Annotated in this window: 9 protein-coding genes and 2 riboswitches; of the genes, 5 read left to right on the top strand and 4 right to left on the bottom strand. The window is 62.4% G+C overall.

Annotation, left to right across the window (positions count from 1 at the left end; all coding sequences use genetic code 11):
- The first annotated feature begins 96 nt into the window (after positions 1-96).
- Positions 97-304, top strand: a riboswitch (cobalamin riboswitch).
- Positions 305-410: 106 nt separating this feature from the next.
- The 3 genes from AC1RQ5_RS01925 to AC1RQ5_RS01935 all read left to right on the top strand — a co-directional run bounded on the left by AC1RQ5_RS01925 (position 411) and on the right by AC1RQ5_RS01935 (position 7,073).
- Complete coding sequence (locus tag AC1RQ5_RS01925; protein WP_493196911.1) at positions 411-2,690, top strand: TonB-dependent receptor; 2,280 nt, start codon at positions 411-413, stop codon at positions 2,688-2,690.
- A gap of 193 nt (positions 2,691-2,883) precedes the next feature.
- A riboswitch (cobalamin riboswitch) is annotated at positions 2,884-3,103 on the top strand.
- 107 nt (positions 3,104-3,210) lie between these two features.
- On the top strand, positions 3,211-5,478 hold the full coding sequence (locus AC1RQ5_RS01930) for a TonB-dependent receptor (protein WP_493196912.1): 2,268 nt from the start codon (positions 3,211-3,213) through the stop codon (positions 5,476-5,478).
- A gap of 149 nt (positions 5,479-5,627) precedes the next feature.
- On the top strand, positions 5,628-7,073 hold the full coding sequence (locus tag AC1RQ5_RS01935) for a PepSY domain-containing protein (protein WP_493196913.1): 1,446 nt from the start codon (positions 5,628-5,630) through the stop codon (positions 7,071-7,073).
- On the opposite strand, the gene AC1RQ5_RS01940 is transcribed toward AC1RQ5_RS01935, so the two are convergent.
- Complete coding sequence (locus tag AC1RQ5_RS01940; protein WP_398482931.1) at positions 7,070-8,485, bottom strand: TAXI family TRAP transporter solute-binding subunit; 1,416 nt, start codon at positions 8,483-8,485, stop codon at positions 7,070-7,072. The two genes, AC1RQ5_RS01935 and AC1RQ5_RS01940, sit on opposite strands and share 4 nt — an antisense overlap.
- A 217-nt stretch (positions 8,486-8,702) precedes the next feature.
- On the opposite strand from AC1RQ5_RS01940, the gene AC1RQ5_RS01945 reads away from it, so the two are divergent.
- Positions 8,703-9,005, top strand: coding sequence for a 4a-hydroxytetrahydrobiopterin dehydratase (locus tag AC1RQ5_RS01945; RefSeq protein ID WP_493196914.1), 303 nt, complete (start codon positions 8,703-8,705; stop codon positions 9,003-9,005).
- 219 nt (positions 9,006-9,224) lie between these two features.
- On the top strand, positions 9,225-9,602 hold the full coding sequence (locus AC1RQ5_RS01950; protein ID WP_398482927.1) for a YkvA family protein: 378 nt from the start codon (positions 9,225-9,227) through the stop codon (positions 9,600-9,602).
- Between the two features lie 9 nt (positions 9,603-9,611).
- Here AC1RQ5_RS01950 and AC1RQ5_RS01955 read toward each other — a convergent pair whose 3' ends face one another.
- The 3 genes from AC1RQ5_RS01955 to AC1RQ5_RS01965 form a co-directional block, all read right to left on the bottom strand.
- Positions 9,612-10,388: a TIGR02186 family protein gene (locus AC1RQ5_RS01955; RefSeq protein ID WP_493196915.1), complete on the bottom strand. Its 777-nt coding sequence runs from the start codon at positions 10,386-10,388 to the stop codon at positions 9,612-9,614.
- Positions 10,385-11,317 carry a sulfite exporter TauE/SafE family protein gene (locus tag AC1RQ5_RS01960; protein WP_493196916.1) on the bottom strand — a complete coding sequence of 311 codons (933 nt, stop codon included), beginning with the start codon at positions 11,315-11,317 and terminating at the stop codon, positions 10,385-10,387. The genes AC1RQ5_RS01955 and AC1RQ5_RS01960 overlap by 4 nt, the downstream gene beginning before the upstream one ends.
- Positions 11,318-11,534: 217 nt before the next feature.
- Entirely contained in the window at positions 11,535-12,194 is a 660-nt protein-coding gene (locus tag AC1RQ5_RS01965) for a COG3904 family protein (protein ID WP_398482920.1), read from the bottom strand.
- Positions 12,195-12,357: the final 163 nt, after the last annotated feature.

Below are 12,357 nucleotides of genomic sequence, written 5' to 3' on the forward strand. Positions count from 1 at the left end.
GCCTCACGCATCGGTCGCAGTGATGCATGATCCACACACAGGCCGCCATAAAGGCGCCATCGAACCGCGCGCGCGTTGACACATTCGTAAACATCACCCTAACGTGATCCCGACGGTTCCTTCGGGACCAATAGGGAATGCGGTGAGGTTCGCGCGACATGGTCGCAAGGCGAGCCGACTCCGCGGCTGCCCCCGCAACTGTAAGCGGCGAGCCTTCGCCAAGAGCCACTGGACCTCGGTCCGGGAAGGCGGCGACAGGCATTGACCCGCGAGCCAGGAGACCTGCCGTCAGTCGTGGTCACACGCGAGCACATTGGGCGGGGTGTCCTGGTGGAAGTCGAATTGCGTTCGTGATGGATGCAAAGCGCCTTGGTTCGCGGTGACGTGCCACGTTATCGCGAGTTTTTTTGATGACCGCCGTCTCCTCCGTCGCAGTGATGCGCCGCCGTTTCCTTCTCTGCACCGTCGCATTGCCTTGCCTGCTGTGGTCCGCCGATGGCTATGCCCAGGACGCGAAACCGAGTCAGACCCTCGATCCCGTCTTCGTGCAGCCCACTGCCCAGCCGCAGCGCGCGCGCCGTGCGACCACCGGCAATGCAAGCCGCGCCGCGCGGTCGCGCCAGCAGCGTAATGTCGCCGCGACGACGGCCGCGCCTGTCGCAACGCCCATCGACCCGGTCTTCGCGGCACCGACGCTCAATCTCACCGGTACGGCGCCGACCGCCAGCCGCCTCGGCCTCACCCGCCTGCAGACGCCGGCCAGCGTCGATGTGATCTCCGCGCAGACCATGTCCGAGCGCGGCCAGCAGAACATCAATGATGCCGTGACGCAGAATGCCGTCGGCATCACCGCCAATCCGTCGCTCGGCAATGGCGGCCTCGCTTTCAGCGCACGCGGCTTCACCGGCTCCAGCTCCGTCATGACCATGTATGACGGCACCCAGCTCTATGTCGGCCAGGGCACGGCGACATTCCCTTATGACACCTGGTCGGCCGAGCGCATCGAGGTGCTGCGCGGCCCCGCCTCGGTGCTGTACGGCTCGGGCGCCATCGGCGGCGCCATCAATGTAGTGTCGAAACTGCCGACCTGGGTGCCGGTCAACCAGGCCGAGATGTCGCTCGACACCAACATGACCAAGCGCATCGCCGTCGATAGCGGCGGCGCCATCAATGACAAGGTCGCCTATCGCGTCACCGCCACCGGCAATCTCTCGGATGGCTGGATGGATCGCGGCAACAATTCCAATGTCTCCGTGCATGCCGCCATTCAGGTCAAGCAGACTGAAGACCTCACCTGGACCTTCCTCAGCGACTATGCCGACGTGCAGCCGCAGAATTATTGGGGCACGCCGCTGGTCAATGGCCGCATTCTCGAAGCGACGCGCTTCAACAACTACAATTTCAGCAACGGCATCGTTCACTACAAGGACAATCTCAACCAGATCCGCACCGAGTGGAACGTCACCGACGGCGTGACCGTGCGCAATGTGCTGTATTATATGGATGTCCATCGCCACTGGCGTAACGCGGAGAGCTACGTCTACAGCCCGGCGTCCGGCCTCGTGAACCGCAATGGCAACAACACCGAAATCTACCAGGCCCAGCAGCAGATCGGCGACCGCATGGACGCCACCTTCCGCGGCCATGTATTCGGCCTGGAAAACCAGCTCGTCACCGGCTTCGATGTCAACCACATCAAGTTCGGCCGCGATGCGAATTTCCTGTCATCGACGTCCACCGGCAGCTCGACAGTCACGCTTTTCAATCCGATCCCGGGTAACTATTTCAGCAATACGCCGACCGTCGTCGACTATCGCAGCATCACCAACCAGTATGCGTTCTTCGCGGAGAACAAGCTCAACATCACCGAGCAGCTGGCGCTGATCGGCGGCATCCGGCAGGACGAGACGAACGTCACCCGCACCGACTTCTTCAATCCGGCCAACAGCCTCGACAAGTCGTTCTCGAACACCACGTGGCGTGTCGGCGCCGTCTACACGCCGATCAAGGATCTCGCCTTCTACGGCCAGTATTCCACCGCCGTCGATCCCGTCACCAGCGGCCTTCTCGCGCTCAATGCAGCAAACGCGAACTTCACCCTGGCCACCGGCCGGCAGGTCGAATTCGGTGTCAAGCAATCGCTGTTTAACGGCCGCGCGGAATGGACGCTCGCCGGCTATGAGATCGTGAAGAACAATCTGCTGGCGCGCGATCCCAATAACCTCAACGTGGTCCTGCAGGTCGGCCAGCAGTCGTCCCGCGGCATCGAGGCGTCGGTCGGCATGTTGCTGGATTATGGCTGGCGCATCGATGCCAACACCACATTCCTGCAGGCAAAGTATGATGACTTCCTGCAGGCCAGCGGCGTCAATTTCGCCGGCAATGTGCCGGTCAACGTGCCGCTCAACGTCTCCAATATCTGGGCGACATGGGACTTCGCGCCGAACTGGTCGGCCAATGCCGGCATCCAGATCGTCGGCAAGACCTATGCGGATGCAGCCAACACGCTGGCTCGCTCGGCCTATAACGTCGTCAATGCCGGCGTGCAGTGGAAGCCCGATGCGAACACCACCGTGTCGCTGCGCGTCTACAATCTGTTCGACGAGATCTACGCCACCGGTGGCGGCACCAATCAGTGGATCCTCGGCATGCCACGCACGGCGCAGATGGCGGTGAATGTGAAGTTCTGAGGGAGCAACACACTCTAATTGTCATCCCCGCCTAGCGCACCGAAGGTGCGCGCGGAGCGGGGATCCAGTACACACTGTCTTCACAGCTTTATATCTAAAGCTCGTGTCTACTGGATCGCCCGGTCAAGCCGGGCGATGACAGTGCGAGTGCGGTAGACAACCCACCTCCCAATTGACTCCTTCCAAACTTTCACCCTAACGTGATCGCGACGGTGCCCTTCGGGGACCAAAAGGGAATGCGGTGAGACGCGCTCTGTGAGTCCAGCAAACTCGGCAAGCGCATCGATTCCGCGGCTGCCCCCGCAACTGTAAGCGGCGAGCCTTCGCCATCAGCCACTGGGCTCTCCGCCTGGGAAGGCGGCGACAGGCACCGACCCGCGAGCCAGGAGACCTGCCGTCAGTCGTGGTCACACGCGAGCACATTGGGCGGGGTGCCCCGGTGGAAGCCGAGTTGCGTTCGTGAGGAATGCAGAGCGGCTTGGTTTGCGGTGACGTGCCACGTTATCGCGAGTCTCGAACCATGATCGTCACTCATCTCTTGACGGCCGACCGGCGCCATCTCCTTCTTTCAACCGTCGCGCTGTCCTGCCTGCTCTGGCCTGCCGAAAGCTGGTCGCAAACGGCACAGCAGAGCCAGACACTTGACCCCGTCGTCGTGCAGCCGACCGCCCAGCCGCAACGCGCACGCCGCGCCACATCAGGCAACGCCACGCGCAATGCGCGCTCGCGCCAGCAGCGCAATGTCGCCGCAACGACGGCCGCGCCGGTTGCAACACAGACTGGCCCGGTCTTCGCTGCACCAACGCTCAATCTCACCGGCACCACCTCCACCGGCAGCCGCCTCGGCCTCACGCGCCTGCAGACGCCGGCCAGCGTCGAGGTGATCTCGGCCGAGACCATGGCCGAACGCGGCCAGCAGAATGTCGTCGATGCCGTCACGCAGAATGCCACCGGCATCACCGCCATCGGCGAGCCCGGCAATGGCGGCATCGCCTTCTCGACCCGCGGCTTTGCCGGCAGCGGCTCGGTGACATCGCTCTATGACGGCACTCGTCTTTATGTCGGTGCCGGCACCGTCAATTTTCCGTTCGACACCTGGACCGCCGAGAAAATCGAAGTGCTGCGTGGCCCGGCCTCGGTGATGTATGGCGAAGGCGCCATTGGCGGCGCCATCAATGTGGTGTCGAAACTGCCGCTCTGGGTGCCGCGCAACCAGGCCGAGATCTCGCTCGACAGCAACATGACCCGCCGTATCGCGCTGGATAGCGGCGGCCCCATCAGCAAGGATGTCGCTTATCGCATCGCCGTCACCGGCAACGCCTCCGATGGCTGGGTCGATCGCGACAACCAATCGAACATCGCGCTGCATGCCGCCGTCCAGATCAAGCAGAACGAGGACGTCACCTGGACGCTCTCGACCGACTATGGCGACCGGCATCCGTCGAAATATTTCGGCACGCCGCTGATCAACGGCCAGCTCGATCCCGCGACCCGCTTCAAGAACTACAATGTCAGCGACAGCACCATTCGTTATCAGGATAGCTGGAGCCAGGTGAAGACCGAATGGCAGGTGTCCGACGGCATCACGCTGCGCAACACGCTCTATTACATGTATGCGAAGCGGCACTGGAAGGAAGTCGAGATCTACGGCTTCAACAATGCCACCGGCCAGATCGATCGCAGCGACTACCTCGAAATCTATCACCAGCAGCAGCAGATCGGCGACCGTATGGACGCCACCTTCACCGGCCATCTGTTCGGCATGGTGAACACGTTTGTCGCAGGCTTCGACGTCAACCGCATCGACTTCAAGCATACCAACAATTCGCCTTATGGCGGCTTCTCGTCGGTCGATCCGTTCAATTTCAATCCGGGCGTCTTCGAGAGTCCCGATGCGACGCGACCGGGCTACAGCGCGACCGCCAATCAATACGCGTTCTTTGCCGAGAACCGGCTGGCGGTGACCGAGCAATTCTCGCTGATCGCCGGCGTCCGCCAGGACCAGCCGAGCGTGACGCGGACCGACTTCCGCAATCCCGCCAACAGCTATACGCGGGATTATTCGGCCACCTCATGGCGCGTCGGCGCCGTCTATACGCCGATCCAGAATCTTGCTTTCTACGGTCAGTATTCCACCGCCGCGGATACGATCGGCGGCCTGATCTCGGCCAGCAATGCCAATTCGAAATTCGACCTCGCCATCGGCAAACAGGCCGAGATCGGCGTCAAGCAATCTTTCTGGGGCGGCCGCGGCGAATGGACACTCGCCGGCTATGAGATCGTGAAAAACAATCTGCTCGCAGTTGTCCCCGGCAGCGGCGGGATCGTTCAGCAAGTCGGCCAGCAATCCTCGCGCGGCGTCGAAGCCTCGATCGGTCTCGTGCTCGATTACGGCTGGCGCATCGATGCCAATACCGCCTTCCTGCGCGCGAAGTATGACGATTTCCTGCAAGCCAGCGGCGTCAACTATGCCGGTAATGTCCCGTTCAACGTGCCGCAGAATGTCTCGAATATCTGGGCGACCTGGGGCTTTGCGCCGAACTGGTCGGCCAATGCCGGCGTGCAGATTGTCGGCAAGACCTATGCTGACAATGCCAATACGCTGGAAATGCCGAGCTACACGCTCGTCAATGCCGGCGTGCAATGGAAGCCCGACATCAACACCACGGTGTCGCTGCGCGTCTACAACCTGTTCGACAAGGTCTATGCGACGTCGAGCTATAGCGACAATCAGTGGATCCTGGGCATGCCGCGCACCGCGCAGCTGGCTGTGAATGTGAAGTTCTAGACCGAGGCCTGCGTGTTCCCTCCCCCGTTCTTTACGGGGGAGGGTCAGGGTGGTGGCGCCCCACGTGACGTCGGAGCGTAGTGCCTCCCCCACCCCGGCCCTCCCCCGCAGAGCGGGAGAGGGAGAAGGAAAAAAGCGAACCGATCTCAATGCCTCTCAGACTTAATCGAACGTTCCGGCACTGGCTGTATCTCACCCATCGCTGGATCGGCATCGTCACCTGCCTGTTCTTCGCCATGTGGTTCATCTCGGGCGTGGTGATGATGTATGTCGCCTTCCCCGGCCTCTCCGACAAAGAAAGGCTGGCGGCGCTGCCGGACATCGCGTGGGAGAAAGCAACGCTGTCTCCCGGCGATGCAATGAAGGCCGCGGGCAGCACGCGCTATCCACGCGAGCTGCGATTGATGATGCTGGCGGATGAGCCGGTCTATCGACTGGGCGACTGGAGCGGCAAACGTCAAACGATCTCGGCTGTCGATGGCCGCGCGATCACCGAGATTTCTGGACAACAAGCCCTTGCCATCGCCGCAAGGCATCCTGCAAGCAAATCACCTCGCTTCGAGGAGATGATCGACCGTGATCAATGGAGCGTCGTCGCACGCTACGATCCTTTGCGGCCGTTCTATCTCATCAATCTCGGCGATGACGCCGGCACAAAACTTTACATCTCCTCCCACTCCGGCGAGATCGCCCTCGACACCAATCGCACCGAGCGTGTGTGGAATTGGCTCGGCTCGATCCCGCATTGGATCTATCCGACCATCCTGCGCCAGGACCAACCGCTCTGGCGGCAAGTCATTCTGTGGTCCTCCGGCATCTGCCTCGTGGTCGGCATCACCGGGATCTGGGTCGGCATCCTGCGCATGCGCGTGAAGCGGCGTTATGCCAATGGAAATATAACGCCCTATCGCGGCTGGATGGCCTGGCATCACATCACCGGCCTGATCGCCGGCGCCTTCATCCTGACCTGGATGTTCTCAGGCTGGCTCTCGGTCAATCCCGGCAACTTCTTTGCCGACCGCAACACGGCGCGCGAGATGCTGCAGCGTTACGCTGGTCATGACGCGGCAACCTTCGCAGCGAAGTGGCCAATCGCGCACCATCGGGCAGTCGAGGCCCGTTTCACCTGGGTCGATGGCATGCCGCTGGTGATTACGAATTCTCGTAGCGGCGAACGAACGGTGCTGGATGCCGCCGCGGGGGCTTCCGCTGTGCTGCCACAAGACCGCCTCTGGACTGCCGCAACAAAACTGCTCCCGCGCTCGCAACTGACGGACAAAATCGAGCTGAAAGAACCGGATTTCTACTGGTACGCGCACCATCGCGACCGCGAATTCCCGGTTCTCCGCGCGGTGTTCAACGACGACGCGCAGACCTGGATTCACATCAGCCCGGTGACCGGCGATGTCCTCGGCCACGTGGATTCGAGCCGCCGCACCTATCGCTGGATGTTCAATGCCCTGCACAGTCTCGACTTCCAGCTGCTGCTGAAATATCGCCCGGCCTGGGACATCGTGGTGATCCTGCTGTCGATCCTGGGCTGCATCGTCTCGATCAGCGGCGTCGTGGTCGGCTGGCGTTATTTGAAGCGCTAAACCGCGAGCGGTCGCGGCATCTGGCGCGCTGGCTCCGGCGGAATCATGCCGATCAGCGCCTTTCGATCAGCGACGGCGTTGTGGAATTGCTCGAGCGCGATGTTGAAGGCTGTCAATGTGCCTTCCTGAATCGCGCCATGCTCATAACACGTGAGTGTGTCGCGCAGGATGCCATCGGCTTCGGTCTGCATGCTGTCGAGCTCTTCGAGCGAATCGCATTTGCGCGCGATCGCGATCATGTCGAGCAGGCGGTCGCGCTGCGAGACATTCACATTGCGCTCGTCACGGCGGAAATAGCTCGCGAACCACGCACCCGCCGAGCCCATGGCCGACAGGCCCATCAGGCTCCACCAGATGTAATCGCTGTAGCGATCGAGGAAGGTCTTCTCTTCGCCGTCCACATAGGCGGCAGCGCCGGGATGCGCGGGGATGACAGCATCCTTGTCCGTGTCAGGCGTTTCGATCTTCGCGGCGAGCGGGAAGTCGTTGATGATCTGCTGGCGGATCGCAAACAGCTGCCGCGTCAGCGCTGCGACGGTCACTTCGGACAGGCCCTGCCGCGCCACGATGTGATGTGAGAAGCTGATGGTCTTCACATCATCATCCGGGCGCGCCGGCGCGCCGCCGAAAGTACCCGCCGGAATTTCAGAGGCCTCATAGACCGGATAATTCTGCGCGATCGCATCTGCGGAATCGATGGCAAGAAAGGTCGGCGTGCCGCCATCACGCGTGGTCGCCTGCAGCGCCTCACCTGTGATCTTGCTGTTGACGGGGCCGGCCGCGATGAAGGCATCGACCTTCTGGTCTTTCACGGCTTCGGCGACATCGGTGGTAGAGAACTGCTGGATCGTCACCTTGGCGGGATCGACGCCATACTGACGCAGGATGACGTTGAGCAAATTGACGTTGGCTTGCGTCTTGCCGATCACGCCAATGCGCTTGCCGGCGAGATCGGGAATCTTGGTGATCTTAGCCGCCGCCTTCTTGCCGCGGACCGTGCCCTTGGCCGGCGCCGGCACCCACAGCACGGCGACATTCTTGCGAAGAGTCGCCACCGCTCGCGCGTTCTTGGGAACGGGGAGATCGCCGCGGATCACAGCGAGATCGGCTTTGCCATCGGCCAGCGCCTGGGCGCTCGCCGTGGCGCCATCGGTAATCTGCGGGCGCAATCGCACCGTGCGATGATCGCGTGAGAAAGCCTGCACCAGCGCCTGCACGACCTTGACGTCGTCGCTATTGGCAGGCCCGACCGCAATCTTCAGCGGCACCGGCTTCATTGCGAAGTAATAGGCGCCGGCGACGGCAGCGACGATCGCCAGCGTGCCGGCCAGCGTGATCAATGTCATCTTGCGCCGGACCGAACGCGGCGACGGAAGCCCGACCGGTCCAATGACCTCGGGTCCATCCGTCATCGATCTCGAAAACAGGCGCTTCAAGTCCATTGTCACCAAAGTGGGTTAGAGCCGCAGTCTATCAAAGTTCCGGACCCCGTGCCCGTTCCAAAGCCAGCATGGTTACCGGGACGCGTGGTTAGCGGTCCATGCGCGGAATTTGCTGCCTTATTGTGGCATGGATCGATGATGTGTCATTGCGCGTTGGGGTAAAGTTCAGGTGATACAGGAGGTTGCCATGGTGGATCGGCTATCGGCGGACGGGCGCAAGGCGGCGCTGAAGGAACTGACCGGCTGGAGCGAGGCCAAGGGCCGGGACGCCATTGAGCGGACTTTTACCTTCAAGGACTTCAACGAGGCTTTTGGCTTCATGGCGCGGGCGGCGCTGGTGGCCGAGAAGAGCGATCACCATCCCGAATGGCGCAATGTCTACAAAACCGTGGAGGTGGTGCTGTCCACCCACGACGCCGATGGGGTGACCCAGAAGGATGTCGACCTGGCCAAGGCGATGGATGCGATCGCAAAGCGGCTGAACGGGTAACGTTGCAGTGCTGTAGAACGTGACCAAATAAGTCGAGGCGCAAGCTCTGTCTTCTCCCCGCTTGCGGGGAGAAGGTGGCGGGGACGAAGTCCGCGACGGATGAGGGGGAGCCTCCGCAGACTCGGAGCATGTGAAGAGCCCCCGCACCCGGCACTGCGCGCCGACCTCTCCCCGCAAGCGGGGCGAGGTTAGATCGAGCGTCATTGAGAGGATCAAAGCATGGCCACCGAACATAGCGTGGGATTTGAGCCCGCCGACCGGCTGGCGCAGGACCGCGAAAGCGTTCGCAAGCAATTCTGGCGCAAGCTGAAGAAACTCGCCGTGAAGCTGCCCTTCATGGAAGACCTGCTCGCAGCCTATTATTGTGCCTTCGACCGGCAAACGCCGCGCCATGTGCAGGCGGCGCTGCTGGGCGCGCTCGCTTATTTCATCCTGCCGTTCGATTTCGTGCCGGATGTGCTGCCGATCCTCGGCTTCGGCGATGACGCCGCGATCCTCGCAACCGCGTTGCGAATGGTGGCGACGCATATCAATGACGATCATCGCGAGGCTGCGAAGCGTGCAATGGCGCGGGGACTGGACGAGGAAGAAGCTTAGCCTCTCGCATCAGTCGCGGCGGAATACGATCGACGCCGCCCAACCGGACAGCAGCGCCATGATCGCCGTCATCACGCCGTAGATCAGGCCATGATTGCGCGCGGCATTGGCGACAAATTGCTCGAAGCCGACCTTGACGATGTCGAAGGCAGTTTCGGCTTTGGTGATGAAAGCGCCATCGGCGAACAACTCGATTTCGACATCGTAAGTGCCGATGGGCACTTCGGCCGGCAACGGGATCGTGGTGCGAAACAGCGTCGGCGTGAGGAAGGTCACCGCCGAGGTCTCTTCGCGGTAGAGGCCATGTTCCTTGCGCAGCCGCACGAAGGCACTGCGAAACGGATCGGTGGACACCACATCCGCAAAGTCGGTGCCGACGCGCTGGGTGAGCAGCACATTGTTGATGCCAAGCTGCTGGCGGCGCTGCACATCCACCGGCGCGATGGCATCGATGGGGCGATTGGCGAACACCGCGAGATAGGCCGGCACCTGCAGGAATTCGCGCGATTCCGTATTGATCCAGATGCCGAAGCGGCGCTGCTTGCGCCAGGTGACAAGATCGGTGCGCGGGCCGGAGACCGTAACGACCAGATTGTAATTGCTGCGGGCCGGCGGCGTCTTGTCGTCCTTCTCGACGGAGCCGAACAGGACCAGTTCCTCACCGGCATAATTCGGCGTGACGGTGACGCGATGATTGGACACCGACACGATCAGCCGTTCCGCCCGCACAGGCGCGACCGCGCCGAGCAACAGGGCGAGGATCGCAATCAGCCAGGCCCACATCATGACCCGCCACCTCCGGAGAGATCGCGGACGATGAACAGGTCTTCCGGCTGGATCACCAGTTGCGCGGCAAAGCGGATGCCGACGGCTAGGATGAGCAGGCCGAGCAGCAGGCGCAGATGCTCGCCGCGGATCTTCTGCCCGGCGCGGGCGCCGAACTGCGCGCCGGTGACACCGCCGACCATCAGGATCAGCGCCAGCACGGCATCGACGAGGTGATTGGTCACCGCATGCAGCAGCGTGGCGATGATCATGGTGACCAGCGTCAGCACCATCGAGGTGCCGAGCACCGTCGCGGTGGGCACGCGCAGCCAGTAGATCAGGATCGGGATCAGGATGAAGCTGCCGCCGATGCCCATGACCGCGCCGATAAAGCCGATCAGCAGGCCGACAGCGACGACAGGAATCACCGACAGGTAAATCTTCGAGCGCTTGAAGCGCATTTTCAGCGGCAGGCCATGGACCCAGTTATGGCTGCCGGGCCGGCGAAAGGTGACCGGCGTGCCGCGACGCAGCCGGATCAGCGCGCGCAGGCCTTCCCAGAACATGGCGCTGCCGACACCCGTGAGCAGGATCACGTAGGACAGCGCGATGGTGAGATCGAGCTGGCCGAGATTGCGCAGCAACGTGAACACCCAGACGCCGAGCGCCGTGCCGGCGATGCCGCCGGTGAGCAACACCCCTGCCAGCGCAGGATCGATCGCGCGGCGCCGCCAGTAGGACAATGCGCCGGAGAAGGACGAGGCGGCGATATGGCTGGCCACCGAGGCCACCGAAACCGCCGGCGAAATGCCGATGAAAATCAGCAGCGGCGTCATCAGGAAGCCGCCGCCGACGCCGAACATGCCCGACACGAAGCCGACCGCGGCGCCCATCGCCAGGATGAGCAGCACGTTGACGGGAAGGTCGGCGATCGGGAGGTACAGCTGCACGCGCGTTCGCTTCGAGATTGGCGCCGCGTCGGGCCCTGGAGTTCTGGCCAAAGCCACGCGCGGCATTGTTCTTGAGGCGGCGCGGATGGGGCCGCAATTCCCTCTTAGACGATATCGCCCTGCGATGGGATCAAAGATTCCGGCGAATGGCCCCTTTTTCGCCGGATCGGACCAGCAACCGCTGCTGTGGTAAATGGCTTGCTTGCAAAGCTTGATCTCAACTGCGTTGCACGGGATCGGTGACCAGATTCATGCTCGATGCCTCGCCACCGGTGAGCCAGCGGATCTTCTCGGTGCCGGACATCGCCTCCACCACCGATGACGAGACGCCCATCTTGGTCATGTAGCTCAGCACAAAACCCATGGTGCGCTGCGCGGAAGCCTCGGCATCGTCCCTCACCCTTGGCGAGGAGAAGCGATGTACGCCGAGCCGCGAGCCATCGATGCCGATGCGCACCTTGCCACCGGCATAGGCCGTGACACAGGCGCTGGCGCAGAAGGATGGCTTGATGCGCCCATCGGCATCTGCCGTGCCGACGGCCGTCGAGAGACCGCGGGCGCGGATCACTTCGCCCATGATCATGGACTGGCTCAGATTGCCGCCGGGCGACGACATCAGCACGATATCGCCTGGCTGAAGCTTGGCCTGATCCAGCTGTTCACGAAACCAGGTGGCGCTGGCAGCGCCAATCTTGCCGGAGATCGCCAGCGCCTTGCGACCCGATTTTCCGAGATCGACATTGTCGATCACCTCGGCGCTCATGCTCGGCGAGACGTACAAATCCTTCCAGTAGGACCAGGCTTCGGGCGTGGAGAGATCCTTATAGGCGCGGATGCCCAGGCCGCCGAACAGCAGCACCGCAAAAGCAATGGTCATCAGGCTCGGACGCCACCGCTGTGCGGGTTCTGGCTCTGGTGGAGGCGGCTGCGAGTTTCGCTGCTGCTGCGGCGGCGCAACGCGGGGAATGCTCCAAGGGCCGGCAGATGGGGCGGATGGCCGCGACTGCGGATCGTCACCATGCAAAGACAAATCGAATTCC

It is taken from the genome of Tardiphaga sp. GW821-FHT12E02, assembly GCF_058807155.1.